At 62.1% G+C, this 16,339-nt stretch carries 30 protein-coding genes; 17 read left to right on the forward strand and 13 right to left on the reverse strand.

Annotated features, from left to right (window positions below; all coding sequences use genetic code 11):
* Window positions 1-50 precede the first annotated feature (50 nt).
* Together ACI2JH_RS08915 and ACI2JH_RS08920 are read right to left on the reverse strand one after the other, a co-directional pair.
* The gene (locus tag ACI2JH_RS08915; RefSeq protein WP_404735982.1) at window positions 51-593 is read right to left on the reverse strand and encodes a hypothetical protein; all 543 of its coding nucleotides are present in this window, start codon (window positions 591-593) and stop codon (window positions 51-53) included.
* 2 nt (window positions 594-595) lie between these two features.
* A complete protein-coding gene (locus ACI2JH_RS08920; protein WP_253247635.1) occupies window positions 596-1,537 on the reverse strand; it encodes a hypothetical protein in 942 nt (313 codons plus the stop codon).
* A gap of 264 nt (window positions 1,538-1,801) precedes the next feature.
* Between ACI2JH_RS08920 and ACI2JH_RS08925 the strand changes: the two genes are divergently transcribed.
* Window positions 1,802-2,089, forward strand: a complete 288-nt coding sequence (locus tag ACI2JH_RS08925) for a hypothetical protein (RefSeq protein ID WP_313425969.1) — start codon at window positions 1,802-1,804, stop codon at window positions 2,087-2,089.
* A gap of 121 nt (window positions 2,090-2,210) precedes the next feature.
* Here ACI2JH_RS08925 and ACI2JH_RS08930 read toward each other — a convergent pair whose 3' ends face one another.
* From ACI2JH_RS08930 to ACI2JH_RS08960, 7 genes are all read right to left on the reverse strand, one after another.
* The gene (locus tag ACI2JH_RS08930; RefSeq protein WP_404735983.1) at window positions 2,211-2,696 is read right to left on the reverse strand and encodes a hypothetical protein; all 486 of its coding nucleotides are present in this window, start codon (window positions 2,694-2,696) and stop codon (window positions 2,211-2,213) included.
* A gap of 462 nt (window positions 2,697-3,158) precedes the next feature.
* Window positions 3,159-3,704 (reverse strand): hypothetical protein, encoded by a 546-nt coding sequence (locus ACI2JH_RS08935; protein ID WP_404735984.1) that lies wholly within the window; start codon window positions 3,702-3,704, stop codon window positions 3,159-3,161.
* Entirely contained in the window at window positions 3,701-3,922 is a 222-nt protein-coding gene (locus ACI2JH_RS08940; RefSeq protein ID WP_404735985.1) for a hypothetical protein, read from the reverse strand. Before ACI2JH_RS08940 ends, ACI2JH_RS08935 begins: the two co-directional genes overlap by 4 nt.
* Window positions 3,915-5,345, reverse strand: coding sequence for a replicative DNA helicase (locus ACI2JH_RS08945; protein WP_404735986.1), 1,431 nt, complete (start codon window positions 5,343-5,345; stop codon window positions 3,915-3,917). Before ACI2JH_RS08945 ends, ACI2JH_RS08940 begins: the two co-directional genes overlap by 8 nt.
* On the reverse strand, window positions 5,342-6,370 hold the full coding sequence (locus ACI2JH_RS08950; protein ID WP_404735987.1) for a hypothetical protein: 1,029 nt from the start codon (window positions 6,368-6,370) through the stop codon (window positions 5,342-5,344). The genes ACI2JH_RS08945 and ACI2JH_RS08950 overlap by 4 nt, the downstream gene beginning before the upstream one ends.
* On the reverse strand, window positions 6,363-6,626 hold the full coding sequence (locus ACI2JH_RS08955) for a hypothetical protein (protein ID WP_404735988.1): 264 nt from the start codon (window positions 6,624-6,626) through the stop codon (window positions 6,363-6,365). The genes ACI2JH_RS08950 and ACI2JH_RS08955 overlap by 8 nt, the downstream gene beginning before the upstream one ends.
* Window positions 6,627-6,798: 172 nt before the next feature.
* Window positions 6,799-7,041, reverse strand: a complete 243-nt coding sequence (locus ACI2JH_RS08960; RefSeq protein ID WP_404735989.1) for a hypothetical protein — start codon at window positions 7,039-7,041, stop codon at window positions 6,799-6,801.
* A gap of 82 nt (window positions 7,042-7,123) precedes the next feature.
* Between ACI2JH_RS08960 and ACI2JH_RS08965 the strand changes: the two genes are divergently transcribed.
* The 10 genes from ACI2JH_RS08965 (at window position 7,124) to ACI2JH_RS09010 (ending at window position 10,747) form a co-directional block, all read left to right on the forward strand.
* A complete protein-coding gene (locus tag ACI2JH_RS08965) occupies window positions 7,124-7,798 on the forward strand; it encodes an XRE family transcriptional regulator (protein ID WP_404735990.1) in 675 nt (224 codons plus the stop codon).
* 375 nt (window positions 7,799-8,173) lie between these two features.
* On the forward strand, window positions 8,174-8,428 hold the full coding sequence (locus ACI2JH_RS08970; RefSeq protein ID WP_404735991.1) for a hypothetical protein: 255 nt from the start codon (window positions 8,174-8,176) through the stop codon (window positions 8,426-8,428).
* Complete coding sequence (locus ACI2JH_RS08975; RefSeq protein ID WP_404735992.1) at window positions 8,421-8,618, forward strand: carbon storage regulator; 198 nt, start codon at window positions 8,421-8,423, stop codon at window positions 8,616-8,618. Before ACI2JH_RS08970 ends, ACI2JH_RS08975 begins: the two co-directional genes overlap by 8 nt.
* A 72-nt stretch (window positions 8,619-8,690) precedes the next feature.
* The gene (locus ACI2JH_RS08980) at window positions 8,691-9,074 is read left to right on the forward strand and encodes a hypothetical protein (protein WP_404735993.1); all 384 of its coding nucleotides are present in this window, start codon (window positions 8,691-8,693) and stop codon (window positions 9,072-9,074) included.
* Complete coding sequence (locus ACI2JH_RS08985; RefSeq protein ID WP_404735994.1) at window positions 9,067-9,318, forward strand: hypothetical protein; 252 nt, start codon at window positions 9,067-9,069, stop codon at window positions 9,316-9,318. The genes ACI2JH_RS08980 and ACI2JH_RS08985 overlap by 8 nt, the downstream gene beginning before the upstream one ends.
* Entirely contained in the window at window positions 9,318-9,572 is a 255-nt protein-coding gene (locus ACI2JH_RS08990) for a hypothetical protein (protein WP_088432472.1), read from the forward strand. The genes ACI2JH_RS08985 and ACI2JH_RS08990 overlap by 1 nt, the downstream gene beginning before the upstream one ends.
* On the forward strand, window positions 9,569-9,883 hold the full coding sequence (locus ACI2JH_RS08995; protein ID WP_253247636.1) for a hypothetical protein: 315 nt from the start codon (window positions 9,569-9,571) through the stop codon (window positions 9,881-9,883). Before ACI2JH_RS08990 ends, ACI2JH_RS08995 begins: the two co-directional genes overlap by 4 nt.
* Window positions 9,861-10,352: a hypothetical protein gene (locus tag ACI2JH_RS09000; protein WP_404735995.1), complete on the forward strand. Its 492-nt coding sequence runs from the start codon at window positions 9,861-9,863 to the stop codon at window positions 10,350-10,352. The genes ACI2JH_RS08995 and ACI2JH_RS09000 overlap by 23 nt, the downstream gene beginning before the upstream one ends.
* The gene (locus ACI2JH_RS09005) at window positions 10,339-10,551 is read left to right on the forward strand and encodes a hypothetical protein (protein WP_404735996.1); all 213 of its coding nucleotides are present in this window, start codon (window positions 10,339-10,341) and stop codon (window positions 10,549-10,551) included. The genes ACI2JH_RS09000 and ACI2JH_RS09005 overlap by 14 nt, the downstream gene beginning before the upstream one ends.
* Window positions 10,523-10,747 (forward strand): hypothetical protein, encoded by a 225-nt coding sequence (locus tag ACI2JH_RS09010; RefSeq protein WP_404735997.1) that lies wholly within the window; start codon window positions 10,523-10,525, stop codon window positions 10,745-10,747. The genes ACI2JH_RS09005 and ACI2JH_RS09010 overlap by 29 nt, the downstream gene beginning before the upstream one ends.
* Before the next feature lie 18 nt (window positions 10,748-10,765).
* Here the strand turns inward: ACI2JH_RS09010 and ACI2JH_RS09015 are convergent, their stop codons facing one another.
* The gene (locus ACI2JH_RS09015; protein ID WP_404735998.1) at window positions 10,766-10,990 is read right to left on the reverse strand and encodes a hypothetical protein; all 225 of its coding nucleotides are present in this window, start codon (window positions 10,988-10,990) and stop codon (window positions 10,766-10,768) included.
* A 49-nt stretch (window positions 10,991-11,039) separates the two neighbouring features.
* Between ACI2JH_RS09015 and ACI2JH_RS09020 the strand changes: the two genes are divergently transcribed.
* Together ACI2JH_RS09020 and ACI2JH_RS09025 are read left to right on the forward strand one after the other, a co-directional pair.
* Entirely contained in the window at window positions 11,040-11,279 is a 240-nt protein-coding gene (locus ACI2JH_RS09020; protein WP_404735999.1) for a hypothetical protein, read from the forward strand.
* Window positions 11,280-11,389: 110 nt separating this feature from the next.
* Window positions 11,390-12,157 (forward strand): TIR domain-containing protein, encoded by a 768-nt coding sequence (locus tag ACI2JH_RS09025; RefSeq protein WP_404736000.1) that lies wholly within the window; start codon window positions 11,390-11,392, stop codon window positions 12,155-12,157.
* Between the two features lie 124 nt (window positions 12,158-12,281).
* Here the strand turns inward: ACI2JH_RS09025 and ACI2JH_RS09030 are convergent, their stop codons facing one another.
* Window positions 12,282-12,764 carry a hypothetical protein gene (locus ACI2JH_RS09030; protein WP_404736001.1) on the reverse strand — a complete coding sequence of 161 codons (483 nt, stop codon included), beginning with the start codon at window positions 12,762-12,764 and terminating at the stop codon, window positions 12,282-12,284.
* A 412-nt stretch (window positions 12,765-13,176) separates the two neighbouring features.
* Between ACI2JH_RS09030 and ACI2JH_RS09035 the strand changes: the two genes are divergently transcribed.
* The 4 genes from ACI2JH_RS09035 to ACI2JH_RS09050 all read left to right on the forward strand — a co-directional run bounded on the left by ACI2JH_RS09035 (window position 13,177) and on the right by ACI2JH_RS09050 (window position 14,762).
* Window positions 13,177-13,416 (forward strand): hypothetical protein, encoded by a 240-nt coding sequence (locus ACI2JH_RS09035; protein WP_319276531.1) that lies wholly within the window; start codon window positions 13,177-13,179, stop codon window positions 13,414-13,416.
* A gap of 68 nt (window positions 13,417-13,484) precedes the next feature.
* Window positions 13,485-14,159 (forward strand): dienelactone hydrolase family protein, encoded by a 675-nt coding sequence (locus ACI2JH_RS09040; protein WP_319276533.1) that lies wholly within the window; start codon window positions 13,485-13,487, stop codon window positions 14,157-14,159.
* Complete coding sequence (locus ACI2JH_RS09045; protein WP_101100682.1) at window positions 14,156-14,578, forward strand: HIT domain-containing protein; 423 nt, start codon at window positions 14,156-14,158, stop codon at window positions 14,576-14,578. Before ACI2JH_RS09040 ends, ACI2JH_RS09045 begins: the two co-directional genes overlap by 4 nt.
* Window positions 14,579-14,594: 16 nt before the next feature.
* Complete coding sequence (locus tag ACI2JH_RS09050) at window positions 14,595-14,762, forward strand: LiaI-LiaF-like domain-containing protein (RefSeq protein ID WP_042614080.1); 168 nt, start codon at window positions 14,595-14,597, stop codon at window positions 14,760-14,762.
* A gap of 50 nt (window positions 14,763-14,812) precedes the next feature.
* Here ACI2JH_RS09050 and dcd read toward each other — a convergent pair whose 3' ends face one another.
* Together dcd and apbC are read right to left on the reverse strand one after the other, a co-directional pair.
* On the reverse strand, window positions 14,813-15,385 hold the full coding sequence (gene dcd / locus ACI2JH_RS09055) for a dCTP deaminase (protein WP_042614081.1): 573 nt from the start codon (window positions 15,383-15,385) through the stop codon (window positions 14,813-14,815).
* A gap of 63 nt (window positions 15,386-15,448) precedes the next feature.
* Window positions 15,449-16,303 (reverse strand): iron-sulfur cluster carrier protein ApbC, encoded by an 855-nt coding sequence (gene apbC, locus ACI2JH_RS09060; RefSeq protein ID WP_101100680.1) that lies wholly within the window; start codon window positions 16,301-16,303, stop codon window positions 15,449-15,451.
* Window positions 16,304-16,339 lie beyond the last annotated feature (36 nt).

The following is a 16,339-nucleotide window of genomic DNA, read 5'->3' on the forward strand; positions in this document are numbered from 1 at the left end:
AAAGCCCCGGCTGGGCCGGGGCTCTCTTCAAACATACGTTTAGTGCAGCTCTAAGATCTGTGTATCCGATCCGCGAGGTAGTGAATTCCAAAAAGCGTGATGGAGATCATCTGCCACAGGACAAACTGGTAAACGAAGTATCCGAGCGCCTTTAGCCAGCGAGCCATCTCCGGACTGGCCAACTTCACGGCCTCCTGGGGAAGATTCCGAAAGAGCATCGCGACAAGCATCGCCATGCTCAAAAGGGCCAAGTAACCAAAGAGGTAGCCAAGGAGCTTTCGTCTCTTTATCTTCCCGCCGTCCAACGTCATGCGATGAACATCATTCTCTAGCGACAGAGTGGGAAAAGTGGCGATTGCTGCTAACGCGGCCACATAGAAACCGACCAAAATCTGCATGACTGCGCCAACGCCCACAAGGAGGCCGCTACCGCCGCCCAACGGCACAAGCGAGGGCCAGTTCCACCAAATGGTCGTTACGCCCGCAGCCAGCACCCCGGGCAGTAGCCAATCGATCATGACTTTGCCCCAGCCTTCAGCACTAATGCGCAAATAGGCTAGCGGTGTAATCAACTGACGTAGTGCTTTCCACATGTCTAGTCGCCTTTTTCGTCAGCGAGCTTCCCTGCCATCTGCTTTGCGAAGGTCATCACAACCTCTGTGTGATCCCAGTTCATTGCCTCAGGCAGCTCAATCTTGCATGACCTGGAAACAAGCTTTTCGAGCTCTTCACCCGGATCCACCGCATCCTCGGGAACGTCAAGCACCGCTTGTTTATGCTTGCCGGTTCCCTCCTCCTTATAGTGAATTCGCACTTGCTCATAGTTTTCGCCGAACGCGATCTGGCGAGCCCGGGCGATGACAGCGGAAACTCGCCCCTCTTCAGGATCTTGCCGGACGTCGAGGCATAGGATCTGCCTACGACGTACCAACTCCTCGGGCTCATCCAAGCCTTGATCCTGCAACTCTTCCTTCACAAGATCAAAAGACAGCAATTCGCCCTTCTCGATCTCCTCGATCAAGCTTCTGCTCAGAAGGCCGTCCAGCGAAACCACCGGGAACCAGTTATGGGTGTCGTTCCCTTCCTTCAATTCTCGCTCACCAGCCTTGTGCAAGGGATGGTTCAGTCGACTCAGAACGACTGACGGCCCCAGCCCCGGCGACTCTTCAAGAGCGCAAGGATACACTTGGGTAGTGCCTTGGAGAGTGTAGGAGAGGTCGATCACCAGATGTGCCTCGGTGCGATATCCCTCCCCGTCATCCTTGGCAAACGTACGCGCCGCTCCCGTCTGCATGTTCTCGTAGCTGGCATCAATATAACCAGCATCAGCCATTACAAAGAGAACAGCTGCATAAGGCCGGCCATTCTCCTCGAAGAATTCACAGTGCTTGATGCGCACGACCCTCTTCGCGCCATCCCTAACGGCCCGCTGATAAAAAGCGTTGCCCGCCGCCGTCGTCAGTATTGCGGTCAAATCCCATGGCTCCCGTGTCTTGGCACCGGTTCCGTGGGAGATCTTAATTTCAAGGAAACGCATTACACGACTGCTACTCGACTTCATTAGCTCCCCCTGTGATCTTCCGTGAACGGACAAGGATTGCATAAAACTCAGCCGGACATCGCGCGCATCTTTGGCCAGTCCGCCAGGCATTCACGCAAACGGCCCGCCGAGTGGCGAGCCGCGTAGATGAGACTCTCCCCACCTTGCCGAGAACTATACCAAAACGTTGGCAACGTTCAAGCGTTATTTGCATTCTTCTAGCGGTAGGATGACCGCTCTACCCACAGCGGAGAACCGCGCTTGAACACGGACGATCAGACGAAACTCGCACGCTCCATTGGCCGCGACGTTGCCCAGGAGAAGGCGCTCTCGACATACATCGGCAGCCCCCGCAGGAACGAGCCGGCGGCAATGGTGGACCTGCTGAAGATGAACTTCGAGATGGGCCGCACGCAGCTTCAGGGGCGCCTCGTTGAGGCCAACCTGCCGGCCGACCTCTACCGCACGGCCGAGGACGAATTCCGCAAGGTGAAGGACGCGGTGCTTGATGGCGTCAGGAACGGCAAGTACCAGGTGCCTGCACGCTGACCGCTGCTAACCGTCCTCCTTACGGGGGACGGTTGTTCTTCCGGTTCTAACCCGGAGAAAGGTCGCGTTTAAAACCGTACCTTTGCTGAATCCGCAGGGGCCGGCGGGCACTTCCCCGTGCTCAAGCGACCTCAGCACCTCTGCGGCCGATTTCGTTGAAGAACAAAGGATCGCTGGCCATTTCCTTCCCATCCTCTCCAACGAGCCATGCCCCCCAACTTCTGGAGTAGAACGCGCGCTCGGCGCTGAAACTCTTAGATTCGGTTCCCACCACGGTCAAGTAGCGTCCGTTGAGCAAAATTGCCTGCTCCTTCCCGTCCACCGACCATGCCAGAGCGCCCATCGGCGGCTTCCCCGGCCCCTCGATCGCCCCAACAATCCGGAACACGACCCTCACGCCGTCAGCGAGATGGACGCAACTGGATGGCGTATCCAGGTATCGAATTTCCCCGATTTCCTGGCCGCTGATTGCGACCGCTACGTCCAACATATCTTGGCGGTCCTTGGTTTGTGCCCGCATAAACCAAGTTCCCTCTGACTGAATCAAGGCCCCTAGCGGCCTGTCGAAGTCCTTCCCCACTGCAAACGCGCCTGCATTGAATGGCATACCTTCGCCTCCTCTGGCTGAAATTAGAGTCTACGCCCGCAGCGTTCTGCTGTGCCGGATGTCACTTCCTCCGCGCTTCATGTCGACTTCGTCCGGCACGCGTTGATTTCAGCACCATCAGTGATCCAAGCCCAAGCTTCTCCCATTGGGGGGATGCCTTTGCAACTTCGCGGAAGGCCGCGTCCAGTGCATGCCGAAACGTGGCTCCTTCCGATCCGTAGTCAAACCGGTAGCCTTCACCGACGACATAGCGCGATGCCCACTGCCTCCGAAGCCTGCGAACCAGGAGCTTCGCGCGAGACTCGCTGCCGATCCAGGCCCACTGCGCGGCGACCAAATTGGACCGTCGGCGGATGCTGCCCTCCGGGGATCGGGTAACGCTGACGCGCACCACCCCGTCTGCACCGCACGCAGCGCATAGATACACGGCGTCGCGGGCGAGCTGTGCTAGCGAATAGTCCCTCACGAGCGCTTTCCTTCCATGAACGCCATCCCTTTCTCCAATTCCTTGCGGTATTGCCACTTCGTCAGCGGGACACCTGCTTTTCTTGCCACCGCCTCCGCCCGGGCCGCCTGGCCACCCCGACCGATGAACTCCTCCATCACAACCAGCGCGCGAATCATGTTCTGCCGGTATAGATCAGACAGCGCGCGGTCGATCCACCGGTATTCGTCGGGTGAGCCAGTCATCACCGCGGCGGTCGCCGACCTCGGCGCATGGGATCGGGTTTCTACGCAAGGGATGTGGTCAACGAACTCCTTTGATACCGGCCGGTAGCCTCCGTGGCCGTCAACCAGCCCGGCAGCAGCCCCCATCAATAGGCGCCGAGCGAGACCGTCACGCTCCACTGGCTCCCGCGTCACCTTTGTTCCACGCGCGAACTGCTGCGCCCTAGCGAGTGGATGCGTATCCATGGCGAGCGCCTCCTCGGCCTGCAACGGCGAGACGAATCTGTGCTCCTGGTAGTGGCCCCAATGCCGCATCTGTTCCTTGATGGAATGGCTCAAGAATCACCCCCAGCGCGTGCTGCCAGTTGTTGCTCCAGCCGCTCGAGCTTTGCAGCCTGCTGGCGGGCAATGGATGCCGAGTGGCGGAATGCCTCAGCCACAGTCGAGCGCTCCCCGCGGGAGCGCCACAGGCGCAGGTCATAGGATCGGGCCTGTTGTTCCAAGGTGTCGGCAAGGTTGCGCAGCGCCTGCGGCCCGGTCGGCATGAGGTCAGTCATCGTTGCCACTCCGGTTGGCGCGGCTACCCAGCCTGCGACCGAGCGGCTTGGGTGCTGGCTTCTTCTGCTGCGGCTGTTCGTCGAACTCGTAGGCGGGTCCATCCCAGTCCACCGCGCGCTGGAACTGGTATTCATTGCGCAGCGACACGACGGCTCCCGTCTGGATGTTTCGTCCCTTGCCCACGATCACCTCCACCAGCCCCGGCCTGTCGTCAGCCCGGTAGACGTCTGGCCGGTGTACGAACAGGATCACGTCAGCGACCTCCTCGATGCCGCCCGAACCGCGAATGTCCGTCACCTTCGGGCGCTCGCCCTTCGCACCTGCGCGATTTAACTGGGCCAGAACCACGACGGGGCAATCGAGGTACTTGGCCAGGCCCTTTAGGTCACGGAGCGCCTGCCCTCGCTCCAGCGCTTCGTCCTGCTTACCGGGCAGGGTCATTTCGTGGAGGTGATCCACCACCACCAGCTGGACAGGCTTGCGCCGGTGCACGCGCTTGGAACGGGCAACGATCTGCGGCGCGCTGAGCTGAGGGTCATCGTCGATCAGCACCGATGCCGCCATCAGTCCATCCATCGCCGGTGCGGCCTTGGCCCAGTAGACATCGGAATCCTCGACGGACGCGTGTTCGCCGTTTCCGACCAGCCACTGCAGCGGGATCTCCCCCATCGCGGCGACGTCGCGCGCGACCACGTCGGTGTCGACCATTTCCATCGAGAACTCCACCACTTGGTGACCGCGCAGGCCAGTGAAACGCGCCAGCTGGAATCCCATCAACGATTTGCCCATGTTCGAACGCGCAGCGATCACGATCACCTGTCCAGCGCGCAGCCCTCCGATGGCTTTGTTCACGTCAGCCCAGGGCGTGGGCAGACCGATGGGTGTCCCGTTCAAATGGCGATCGCGGAGCTGGGCGGCGAACTTTTTCACCACCTCGCGGTAAGGCCGAGGGCCCACCGCCCGCGCCGGCGCAATATCGGCCAGTTGGGTCGACAGGTGGGATGCCAGCTGCTCCGCTGAGTGACCGCGCCGCCCTGTTGCCGCCTGCAGCGCACGCTGGCAGGTATCGATGAACCGCCGCATGCGCGAATGCTCGACGACCACCTCGGCGTAAGGGACGACATTGGCTCGGGTGTACGCTGTGCCGGCAATCCCGCTTGCGAGCAGCGCCAGACGCCGGCCATCTTCTCCTGCCTTGTCCTGCAGCCACTCGCCAACCGTGATCGCATCGGCGAGCTTGTTCTCGCCGCACAGCTCCAAGAGGCACTCGTAGATTCGGGAGTGGTCGGGGCTGTAGAAGTCCTCCGGCGCCAGCCAGTCCTGCACATTGGCCAACTCGTCGTTGTCCAGCAGCAGCCCGGCCAGCACCGCCATCTCGGCATCGATGTTGAACGTCTGCGCGTCCTCGTCATGGCGGATCATCGACGCACGTCCAGGTAATTGCCTTCGATCACCTTGGCGAAGTTCTTCGGGCTGACCAGCCATTCCAGCGTGCAGGTGAAGCCACGGCCGTCACGGCCAGTGCGCTCGCCCATCAGGAACGGCATTTCGCGGACGGAGCCAAAGAACGCTTTCCACCAGTCGAGGTTCTGCCGCTCCGCGTCGCTCTTCCATCGCGCGGCCAGCTTGCGCTCGCGGTCCCCCTCCCACACCCGGACCTCGGTCAGTTCCGGCAGGATCTCGTGGTACAGGTCGATGATCTTCAAGTGCGGACACGGCGGCGGGCCATTCTTCCTCGGCACCTTGCCGAGCAGGTCCTGGCTCTGTTTGCCGCCATCGGTGCCGCGGTCATCAGCAGCGGCATCGCCGCCTGCTGCGGACAAACCCACGTCAGTGGGTTCATGTTCTTGGGAAGGAAGGGTATCGGTAACGGATACGGTATCGGTATCGGAAGGGAAAGGAAGCGGGCATCGTCTAGATTGATCTACTGGATGATCTACCCCTGATCCGTTAGATGATCCAGTCGATCCGTTTTCATCGCCGCTATGGACGCCTACATCGTCTGCACCACCCTTTCCGGACATCTTGCCGTTATCTACTGCAAGCCTCGCGGCGTACTCCGGATACATCTTGAGCGCGCGTGCGCGGCCATACTCCCGACATGCGACAGCGAATTTGGACCGCATTGATCGATCCCCGGCACCGGCCGCCCAGGCGTTGTGATCGTCCCAGTCGTGGATACGTCGCTGGCCTTCCTGGCCGTCGAGAAAGCCGACTGCGGCCATCGCTGCCACGAATACGTCGGGTTCGCCGGTCCAATTGATTGCGAGCTCGATGTCCTCATCGGTCATGCCGCTGAGGTCGCCATTGCTGCGGTTCGCAGCCGTCCAGAGGAACAGGTAGATGCAGTGCAGCGGCCCGGCATCGCCGAGCCTGCGCGCCAGCTTCTTGGTCTTAGGATGTCCGGGGAGCGCCACCGAAATGCGGGCGTCGGTTGCATTAGCCACCGCAGGCACCCTCGCCGAACTCCGCGCGCATCAGTTCTTCGAACTGCTGCAGGTGCGCCTGCGTCACCCATTGCTTGTCGGCGACGTGCCGCGCCATTTCACGCGCCTGCTCGGCGCTGCGCACACTCGGGTCGTATTCGAACCACGGACGGTCGGGGTCAGTGAATATGGCGAACACACCACCGTCGAAACGCTCGATGCGGACGAGGGGGACAGGTGCGCCTGCCGGGTTGCTGCTGGTGTTGTTGGATGGCATAGTGGCCTCGGTCTCAACGAAGCCTCCGCACTTGTCTGGCCGACAGCGGGGGCTTCGTCGTATCTGGACGATGAGTTCTCGCGCCAGACACCCGAGCGGCCACTGCCACGCCTGGGATGCACGCTCTCCTTCACTGCGCCTGAGCCATTCCGTCGGCTCAAGCAGAACTGACCTACTCGCTGTCGAAGGGCTTGGCGGGGTCCACAAAGTCACCGGCGGAGTCGAACCGCTCTGGATACTTCGCGAGGAAGAACAACGCCCAAGGCCGCGGGATGCCACGGCGGCGCCACTGGCTGATGGACGGTGCTCGAACGGAGCAGAGGGCGGCGACCCGCTTCGTGCCCCCAAGGGAATCAATCAGCATCGATGCCTGAACAGGGTCGGTGATCGCAGAGACGGTTGTGGTCGTGGTCATGGCGGGCAAATTAGCAGTTCCTAATTTACTTTACAACGGCTGCGTGCGTAACATTGCCTAATCCCGTACGCAGACCCTAACGATGGACCTCTCCTCCCGGCTCCGCACCGCCCTGTCGCGCGCAGGCATTTCCCAACTCGATCTGGCAAAAGCTGTCGGCGTGTCGGCGCCAAGCGTCAATGGATGGCTGAGCGGGAAGTCTCAGTCCATTCGCGGAGACGCAATGGTTAAGGCCGCGCGCGTGCTAGGCGTGCCAGCAATCTGGTTGGCTACCGGTGAGGGTTCCATCGATGACGCACCCGATGCACCTCCACTCTCCGTCCGTGAGACACCGCCGGGATACCTTCGCCTTGATCTATTGGATGGAGCAGCCGGTATGGGCGTAGGCGTAGTAAACGAGGAATTCCCCGAAGTAATCAGGAGCATGGAGTACGCCGAGTGGGACATTCGGCAGCGCCTGGGGTTCCTTCCTAAGCCTGGTCGGCTAAAGCTCATCACGGGCCGTGGTCCGTCCATGGCGCCGATCATCAATAACGGGGACGTTGTCATGGTAGATACGGCCGTCGACTACTTCGACGGCGACGCGATCTACGTGATCAACATCGGCGGCGAGACACAGATCAAAGGCCTGCAGCGACGGTCGGACGGCGTGTACATCGTGAGCGCCAATCCCCTCTTCCCGCCTTACATGGCCCCGCAAGACTTGTTCATCGCCGGCAAGGCCGTGGTCCAGTACAGCGCGCGTCAGATCGCCTGACCCCCAAACCTTAATGGGTTAAGAAATTAATTTAAGTAAATTCGGAATCCCTATTGCACTTCTGATTAGCAATGCCTAATCTAACCTCATCAGGTCGGACGCACCGGCCGATGGGGAACAAGGGATGTCACTGAAAAGGGAAACATGGCGGCGCAACTACCGTTTGGCCCGCCAGCTCAACAGCCTCCGCAAGCGCTTCATCAGCCGCCTGCCCTCTCGAGGCATACCACTCCTGGTAACGCACTGCCACGCACACGCCACTGACGTGCTGTTTAGGCACGCAAGTGATCCGCTCGGATTCTCTGTGACGCATCGTTGCCGATGCAAGGCTCAGGGCGTCGGCTACTCAATGGGCACCCGCCCGAGGTTGCCGAAATGAAGTCCAACTGGCGTCGAAAAAGAGCCAGTTACGGCGCGGCCTTTCTACCCAAGATGCCTACCCTTTTGAGAACTGGCTGGCTGGCCGTCGCCTTGGCAGCCGCGATCGTCATACCCACTCGGGTTGCCGAAATCTTCGCCGCGCACAACACCGGGCTCTCTATTTGCGTCGCATTTCCGGATGACGCATCTACCCCGACTTTTGCAGTTTCTCACAGCAACCAGAACCAAGGAAACCTGAAAGATGAGTAAGGAAATCCCTACGCCGGCCCACAGCAGCACTCACCCCTTGGCCGGCTGTCGCGTGATCAAGCAGATGGAAGAAGGCGAGATCCGCATTGGAGAGAGCATCCACTTGGTCGTTCTCACAGCGCGCGACGGCAAAGCTCGCATCGCCATCAGAGCGCCGCGCACGCTTGAGATCGTCGCCCCAAAACAGTGACGGCCCGAGCGCGTCAACGCCCGAGCCGTCTGCCAAGTCGCACCCGTAACCGATCAGATCAAGGAAGCCACCATGGCGAAGAACAGTGTACCCCCGGCCGCAGCGGCCGAAGAACCTCGGCTCGCGATCAGTGAGCACTACCTGACCACAATGTGGCGGGACAACCCCCTCTCGGACTACCTGACGAATCGCCTGGTGCGGGTGGATCGCAACACCAAGGCCTCGATCGCAATCCTGGGAGTCCTGCACAGGGATTTCACGGCACGGCAGGACAAGCGGGACACCGGTTCCGAGGACGAGCCCGTCCTCCTTCATGAGCTGCCCGAACACGCGTTCGATGGCCTGATGCTGGCAATGGAATCCCTCCTGGAGGAGTCGGAAGTCCTGCTCGACTACGTCCGGGAGAACCAGAACAACGTCTGCGGCCACCCGCTCAAGGGGGCAAGCCGTGGATAAGCCGACCCTCACCAAGGAAGAGCCCTTCAGCCTCATCCCCAGTCAGGACCACGCACCAGTCTTTCGGGTCTGCGCCGGCATCGATATCGCGCACACGACCTTGAAGGCGAGCATCTACTTCGACTTCGTCCAGCGACAGCTCTCGAATCTCAACAGCAACGACATCACGGACGACGATATGTTCGTTCTTGCCGATCTGCTCGAGATGGTCAAGGCGCTGCGCTCCGCCTCGGGAGTCCGGTGATGGCCTTGGATCGCTCGAAGACACAGAGCCAGGAAATTGCCAACTCGCCGCTGTCAGTCGTGGCAGGTGCGGACGTGGACCTCGCACTGAGCAAGGCACGCCTACTCACCGACCACGTGCAGGAACTGCTGTGGCAGGGGATGCGCGACGCGGATGGCAAGGAAGTCGCGTTCGGATACGACACGGTCGTGACCATGGATTTTCTACTCGACATCGTGACCGGCCTGTATCGGTCGGCGGGAGCGGAAGCATGAGCATCTTTGAAGATTTTCTCGATATGCACTACGTGGAGCAGGAGCCGGAGTACCGCGTCGATGCAAAGGGTGTGCGCTGCATTCGCCGAGCGATCACCTTTGGTATCCACGCCCTGGTGCAGGTGGAGAAGGCACGGCAGGCACAGACAGTCGCCGAAGCACTGAACCAGCCTTGGCCGGAGGATGTTCGCTTGGTAGCGCCCGGCGAGTCGTTCTGTTCGTCCATGGAAGAGATGGCGGACGCGCTGCTCTGGATCGAGTACGCGAGCCACGTGAAGGAGGTGAGCCATGACGCTGCAGCTGCTGAGTGAACTGCGATCCGCCGCCGCGACCCTCCGCGGGCCTGGTGGCACCACCACCGACCGAATCAGCGCCGAATTGATGGAACGCGCGGCCAATGCTCTTGCTGCCGTCCAACGTGCGCCACTGCCCGCCACCGACATCGTCGAACTGCTGCCGTCGATGCAGGACGGATGGTCGCTGGAAAACTACGGCACCTGGGCGATCCGCGCGGCGGAGCGCGCGCACGGAATCGGAGGCGATGCGCCGAACCCTCGGCCCCCTAGTTGGGTCGAGGCCCCTGAAGGCTACAACTACCGAGCGATGGACAGCGACGGTCATTGGCACTGGTTTAATCAGCGCCCGTACACCGAGACGTTGGGTGACTACGACGGATGGGACGCCGAGGACGGCATACGCGAGGCGCGCGGACTGCGCTTCTATCCCAGCTGGAAGGACACGCTGGAAGTACGTCCGGCGGCAAGCGATGGCCAGTCCTGACCAGCTCGACATCTTCGATGACGATCCCCGTCGTATCGCAAAGCGAGAAGCAATTGCCTGGAGAGCCGCTGCCGATGAGGCGCTGCGCCAGTACCAGTTCAGCGCGAGCGTGCGTGAGGAACGACACAAATACTACACGGCGCAGGCCGTGCGTTTGGAGGCACTAGCTAATGAACTGCAACCCCAAGAATCCCGTTGAACAGGCCGCCGTGGCCGCCTCTACCGTTATCCCGGTAGTTGGAGAGGACGCCTGCCGCACTGCCGACGCGCCGAAGAATCCTGCGCGGGTCGCCAACGACGAGGTGGTCACCAGCCCGCGCGAGCGCGTCACGCTCGCCACCGTCAAGCCGAAGCGCGGGCCCACGGTTCCCAGCGACCAACTGCCGCGCTCGTGAGGTGATGCGATGAACCAGTCACTTCGATTCTTGGCGTCCATTCCCGACCAGCGTAACCAACGCCATCATCAGATTGGCCGTGTCTCTGGCGTAGCCGGTGGCGGCGACCGACGGCACGCGTGGCATGCGCGCCTTGCCGGCGGCCCGAGCCTCATTGAGGTCCGCACGGCTGTGGAGGTCTGCAGCGCGCGAGCTGGCAATATGCACAATCTCCCGCTCCGTGAGGTAGAGGTAGTGGTTCATGCCCATGATCGTATCCGCGGGCGTCTCACAGATTGCGACGGGAGGCTCTATGGCCACTACTGAGCAATCCAGCCAGCAGCTGACGATCAGCGCCGTAGTTTTCGAGGGTGTGTCGGTAACGGATGCGATGGGCAGGCCCGCCTCATTGGCGGTCATCGACCAGGCGGGCGTTGTCGTCGCCAAAGGGCCGGCAGTTGCCCAAGCTGTTTGGGATGCCAGCGTGGAGGCCTACCGGAACCACCTGCAGGGGCACGGCCATCTACGTGCCCTCCGCAATCCGGCGGAATAGCGCCTGTCAGCTAAGGCGGCTCGCAGCGCGCGCAAGGGGCGAGATGGCGACGGCCCCGTTCCGAACGCCTTCAGCTAGACTCCCGGTCACTCATCATTTGGGAGTGGGGTGTGGAAGAGATCGGAAAGGCAATGGCGCAGTTGGCCGGGATCAAAAAGAGCGTCGACGGCGCTATCGGAACCCGAGCATCTGCGTTTAACTCGCAAGAAGTCTCGTCGTTGTTCAAACGAGCTAACAAACAGCTGTCGATAATGCGGGCCTCACATCCGGACTTGTTTGCGGACATTCCGAACGTACCCGAGGCACCTGCTGCCGTCGATATCAATGGGATGTTGAGCGGCTACTTCCACAGAGGGCAGCTGCAGCATCTTGCTCGTACTATCGATGAGGTCTTCGAGATCCGCGCGAACAGCGCCCTCACCATGCCCCCGACGCCCGTCAAGCCAGCTCCCCGCAGGGTCTTCATCAGTCACGGTCACGCCCAGGATTGGCGAGCGGTTCAGGCCTACATCGAGAAGGACCTGCACCTATTGACCATGGAGCTCGCACAAGAGGCCAGCGCCGGCAGGACGATCATTGAGAAGCTCGAGGGCGGCGCCGACCAGTGCGATAGCGCTGTAATCGTAATGACTGGCGACGATGCAGACGCGGAAGGCCAGGCCCGTGCTCGCGAGAATGTGATTCATGAGATCGGCTACTTCCATGGACGATACGGCAGATCGAAGGTGATCCTCCTTCACGAGGATGGCGTCAACGTGCCTTCGAACCTAAGCGGCATCGTCTATGTCGCCTTCCCGAAAGGCTTGGTATCCGCCGTCGAGGGAACCCTGTCCCGCGAACTGCGCACCGTCTACGGTGCGATCGGATCGGACATTTGAACCACATCACGGTCTACGCAGGCTGCGTAGACCGTGATGCAATTTCCCTCGTTGCCGCGGCGTCCCTAGATTTGATACATGGCTAGCGTGGCGGCAAGCGGCACAACATGCAGAGGTCAGATGCTTACGAAAGGGCCACGACCCCTGCCGCCGTGAGCACGATCGCCCTCCGCGAGTCTCGTGCCAAGAGATCTTCCATGATCAGATCTTCAATCACGTCCTGAATCACTTCCCGCTGACGCGGGTTTAGGGCATCGCGACGTTCGGCCAGGTACTTCTGGCTAATGAAAACATGGCCGTCCTTCAGGCCCTCCACTCGCAGGAAATCGAGGATGTCAGCTCTGACAACCGCCTCTGCTTCTTCAGTGGATTCGGGGTACAGGATGTCGAAACCTACGGCAGTGAGCTGTTCACGCGCTCCGAACTTCTCCACAAAGCCGCATTTGAGCCACACATCGAGCAGCTCAGCCACGACCGGGCGATGGGCAGGACCGAGGCTCAGGCCAGCCATGACGTCACCGACGGTGAACTTGTCACCCTTGTTGGTATTTCTTTCCCGTAACCATTCGGTCAGGTCATCGTTCAACCGCCGCATCTGCTCGCTCACTGAGCCCCCCCCCTTATCGACAAAGAACGGTCGATTCTAGCCATCCCTACCGCGCCAGTCAGCGGTGCCTTCGAGTACGGGAAGTATATTTAAACGGCCTTATGGGCAGCCAAGGCTGACGAAGCCGACTTTGGGGTTCAGCAGGGACATGGATCGGGACTCTGGGGGCCTGGGCCGGGCGTGGCCTGGGGGCCTGGATCGGACAAGTATACCGGGCCCGCCGGGGGCCCCTGAACCCTGCCCGGCCGACAGCTGGCGTCGGTAAGGACACGCTCGCCCCCTGCACAGGGATTCCGCAGCATTCTGCATAGCCAGACTGCCCGGCCCGCCACAGGATCGACGGGCGCGCGAAAGACATCGCCCGCGCCCCGGGGCCGGCACGTTGCCGGCATCCCTCCAACAGGAGTCTCCGATGAAACCCTTTGCCGCCACCTGCCTGGCCACCGTGCTTCTGGCCGCCGGCCTGCCGCCCGCCAAGGCCGCCACCAACAGCTATACCTGCTCCTACCAGCTGTACGAGAACGGCCAACCCGTGGTCCGCCGCGTGGAGTACGTCGAGCCGAACCTGCAGGCGGCGATGGCCAGGTTCGAGGCCTTTCTTGCCGATTTGAGGGCGCAGGGCAAGCAACCACAACACCTGGGATGCCGCTGAGCTGACACCGCCCTGACGTCGCCCAGGAGGATAATGCTGTCGAAATCACTCTGAAGAGGCGTCGCACCATGGGCAACTGGATCAACCTGGATACCCACCACGGCAAGGCCCGGGCCTGGGAGGCGCTGCCGGAAGGTACCCCGCGCGGCGGCCTGGTGGTCATCCAGGAAATCTTCGGGGTCAACGAGCACATGCGCTCGGTGGCCGAGCGCTTTGCCGCCCAGGGCTATGCCGTGCTGGCGCCGTCCTTCTTCGACCTGCTCGACGATGCCGACGCGGCCAAGCCGCTCGAGCTCCCCTACGACAACGACGGGGTCAAGGCCGGCCTGGATGCGGTCAACGCCATCGGCGTGGAAAAGTCGCTGGTGCTGGTGCGTGCCGCGGCTACCCGGCTGGCCAGCCATGGCAAGGTCGGCACGGTGGGCTACTGCTGGGGTGGCAGCATCGCCCTGCTCGCCGCGCTGCGGCTGGGCCTGCCCTCGGTCAGCTACTACGGGGCGCGCAACGTGCAGTTCCTCGATGAGACCCCGAAGGCGCCGGTGATGTTCCACTTCGGCGCGCTGGACAAGAGCATTCCGCCGGAGGCCATCGCCGCACACCGCGAAAAGCTGCCGAAGATGGAAACCTTCGTCTACCCGGCCGACCACGGCTTCAACCGCGAGGTCGGACATGCGTATGATCCAGACAGCGCCGCCCTGGCGCTGCAACGCACCCTGGACTTCTTCACGGAGCATCTTGGATGAGCGATTTTGAACTGGATACGCGCCTGGCCAACGACAGCGTGCTGGTGGCCGACGGCCCCCTGTCCCAGATCAGGCTGATGAACGACGAACGCTTTCCGTGGCTGGTGATCGTGCCGCGGTTGGCCGGCATCACCGAATGGATCGAACTGGACGGCGACCAGCAGGACAAGCTGCGCACCGAACTCAACCGCACCTCCAAGGCGCTGAAGTCCGAAGACGGCGTGGAGAAGATCAACATCGGGGCGCTGGGCAACATCGTGCGCCAGCTGCATTTCCACGTGATCGGCCGCCACGAGGGCGACCCGGCCTGGCCCGGACCGGTCTGGGGCAGTGGCCAGGCGCATCGGCATGATGCCGACGAACTGCAGCGGCGTGTCGCGCACTGGAAGGACAAGCTAGGATATCCGCCCCACCCTTGAGCGTTCGCAGACTCCGATGCGTTTCAATCTAGTCGCTGCCATCCTGCTGATCCTGGTCGGGCTGTTCATGCTCGCCACCAACCTCGGCTGGACCAACATGAACTTCACCCGCCTGCTCACCACCTGGTGGCCGGTCGGCCTGGTGGCGGTGGGCATCGGCATGCTGTTCGGCCGCGGCAAGTAAACCACGGCCCCGGCGGTGCCGGTCCTGAGGGGCCGGCACGCCACGGACGCTCAGGTGCGCGGCAGCGTGACGCCGGTCTGGCCCTGGTACTTGCCGCCACGGTCCTTGTAGGACGTCTCGCAGATGTCATCCTGGTCGGCCTGGAAGAACAGCATCTGGGCCACGCCTTCGTTGGCGTAGATGCGCGCCGGCAGCGGCGTGGTGTTGCTGAATTCCAGGGTCACATGACCTTCCCACTCCGGCTCCAGCGGGGTCACGTTGACGATGATGCCGCAACGCGCGTAGGTGCTCTTGCCCAGGCACACCACCAATGTATCGCGCGGGATGCGGAAGAACTCCACCGTGCGCGCCAGCGCGAAGCTGTTGGGCGGGATGATGCACTCATCGCCCACCACGTCGACGAAGCTCTTCGGGTCGAAGTGCTTGGGGTCCACGATGGTGGAATTGATGTTCGTGAAGACCTTGAACTCGCGCGAGCAGCGCACGTCGTAGCCGTAACTGGACGTGCCATAGCTGACGATGCGCTCGCCGTTGGCCTGCTTCACCTGCCCGGCTTCGAACGGCTCGATCATGCCGTGCTGTTCGGACATGCGGCGGATCCAACGGTCACTCTTGATGCTCATGCTAGGTCCTGGCTGGAAGGGGCGGGTGCGCGCCCGGGAGCTGATTCTACAGGGCTGACCCGCTCAGAGCAGCGAGGACAGGATCGGGATGGACGCACGCGGGCGCCTGGCCAGTTCCTCCAGCAGCCGGCTGGCGGCCTGGCGGTAGGCCTGTGCCGCACTGGACTCGGGCTGGGCGGCGGTGATCGGGGTACCGGCGTCGCCCTGCTCGCGGATGTCGATCTGCAGCGGCAGCGATCCCAGCAGCGGCACGCCGTACTGCGCGGCCATCTTCTCCCCGCCACCGTGGCCGAACAGATGCTCCACGTGGCCGCAGTTGCTGCACGTGTGCACGGCCATGTTTTCCACGATGCCCAGCACCGGCACTTCCACCTTCTCGAACATCTTCAGCGCCTTGCGCGCATCTAGGGTGGCGATGTCCTGCGGCGTGGTGACGATCACCGCGCCGGCCAGCGGAATCTTCTGGGTCAGGGTCAGCTGGATGTCGCCGGTGCCCGGTGGCAGGTCGATCAGCAGCACGTCCAGGTCGTCCCACAGGGTGTCGTTGAAGAACTGGGTCATCGCCGAAGTCGCCATCGGCCCGCGCCAGATCATCGGCGTCTCGTCCTCGATCAGGTAGCCGATCGACATGGTGTCCACGCCGAACGCGCGCGGCGGCTCGATGCTCTTGTTGTCCGGGCTTTCCGGGCGGCCGGACAGACCCATCATCGCCGGCACCGACGGGCCGTAGATGTCCGCATCCAGCAAGCCCACGCGCACGCCCAGCTGCTGCAGGGCCACCGCAAGGTTCACCGAGGTGGTGCTCTTGCCGACCCCGCCCTTGCCCGAGCCCACCGCGACGACGTTGCGGATGCGCGCATGCGGGCTCAGTCCTTTCTGGACCTGGCTGGCGTGGGGGCGGCGTTGCGGGTTGTTCACTGCGGTGCTCCGGAATCTTAAAGACGGTCGGCTGCC

It is taken from the genome of Stenotrophomonas sp. NPDC078853, from assembly GCF_044901215.1.
Classification (GTDB): domain Bacteria; phylum Pseudomonadota; class Gammaproteobacteria; order Xanthomonadales; family Xanthomonadaceae; genus Stenotrophomonas; species Stenotrophomonas lacuserhaii.

Bases quoted from the DNA above. Each gene is read 5' to 3' on its own strand.
- ACI2JH_RS08915 (WP_404735982.1), bottom strand. From the start codon at position 593: ATGTGGAAAGCACTACGTCAGTTGATTACACCGCTAGCCTATTTGCGC.
- ACI2JH_RS09045 (WP_101100682.1), top strand. From the start codon at position 14,156: ATGAGCGATTTTGAACTGGATACGCGCCTGGCCAACGACAGCGTGCTG.
- ACI2JH_RS08975 (WP_404735992.1), top strand. From the start codon at position 8,421: ATGAGTAAGGAAATCCCTACGCCGGCCCACAGCAGCACTCACCCCTTG.
- ACI2JH_RS08970 (WP_404735991.1), top strand. From the start codon at position 8,174: ATGAAGTCCAACTGGCGTCGAAAAAGAGCCAGTTACGGCGCGGCCTTT.
- ACI2JH_RS08920 (WP_253247635.1), bottom strand. From the start codon at position 1,537: ATGCGTTTCCTTGAAATTAAGATCTCCCACGGAACCGGTGCCAAGACA.
- ACI2JH_RS08955 (WP_404735988.1), bottom strand. From the start codon at position 6,626: ATGCCATCCAACAACACCAGCAGCAACCCGGCAGGCGCACCTGTCCCC.
- ACI2JH_RS08990 (WP_088432472.1), top strand. From the start codon at position 9,318: ATGGCCTTGGATCGCTCGAAGACACAGAGCCAGGAAATTGCCAACTCG.
- ACI2JH_RS08995 (WP_253247636.1), top strand. From the start codon at position 9,569: ATGAGCATCTTTGAAGATTTTCTCGATATGCACTACGTGGAGCAGGAG.
- dcd (WP_042614081.1), bottom strand. From the start codon at position 15,385: ATGAGCATCAAGAGTGACCGTTGGATCCGCCGCATGTCCGAACAGCAC.
- ACI2JH_RS08945 (WP_404735986.1), bottom strand. From the start codon at position 5,345: ATGATCCGCCATGACGAGGACGCGCAGACGTTCAACATCGATGCCGAG.
- ACI2JH_RS08980 (WP_404735993.1), top strand. From the start codon at position 8,691: ATGGCGAAGAACAGTGTACCCCCGGCCGCAGCGGCCGAAGAACCTCGG.
- ACI2JH_RS09035 (WP_319276531.1), top strand. From the start codon at position 13,177: ATGAAACCCTTTGCCGCCACCTGCCTGGCCACCGTGCTTCTGGCCGCC.
- ACI2JH_RS09015 (WP_404735998.1), bottom strand. From the start codon at position 10,990: ATGAACCACTACCTCTACCTCACGGAGCGGGAGATTGTGCATATTGCC.
- ACI2JH_RS09010 (WP_404735997.1), top strand. From the start codon at position 10,523: ATGAACTGCAACCCCAAGAATCCCGTTGAACAGGCCGCCGTGGCCGCC.
- ACI2JH_RS08960 (WP_404735989.1), bottom strand. From the start codon at position 7,041: ATGACCACGACCACAACCGTCTCTGCGATCACCGACCCTGTTCAGGCA.
- ACI2JH_RS09050 (WP_042614080.1), top strand. From the start codon at position 14,595: ATGCGTTTCAATCTAGTCGCTGCCATCCTGCTGATCCTGGTCGGGCTG.
- ACI2JH_RS09040 (WP_319276533.1), top strand. From the start codon at position 13,485: ATGGGCAACTGGATCAACCTGGATACCCACCACGGCAAGGCCCGGGCC.
- ACI2JH_RS08965 (WP_404735990.1), top strand. From the start codon at position 7,124: ATGGACCTCTCCTCCCGGCTCCGCACCGCCCTGTCGCGCGCAGGCATT.
- ACI2JH_RS08930 (WP_404735983.1), bottom strand. From the start codon at position 2,696: ATGCCATTCAATGCAGGCGCGTTTGCAGTGGGGAAGGACTTCGACAGG.
- ACI2JH_RS08940 (WP_404735985.1), bottom strand. From the start codon at position 3,922: ATGACTGACCTCATGCCGACCGGGCCGCAGGCGCTGCGCAACCTTGCC.
- ACI2JH_RS09000 (WP_404735995.1), top strand. From the start codon at position 9,861: ATGACGCTGCAGCTGCTGAGTGAACTGCGATCCGCCGCCGCGACCCTC.
- ACI2JH_RS09005 (WP_404735996.1), top strand. From the start codon at position 10,339: ATGGCCAGTCCTGACCAGCTCGACATCTTCGATGACGATCCCCGTCGT.
- ACI2JH_RS09020 (WP_404735999.1), top strand. From the start codon at position 11,040: ATGGCCACTACTGAGCAATCCAGCCAGCAGCTGACGATCAGCGCCGTA.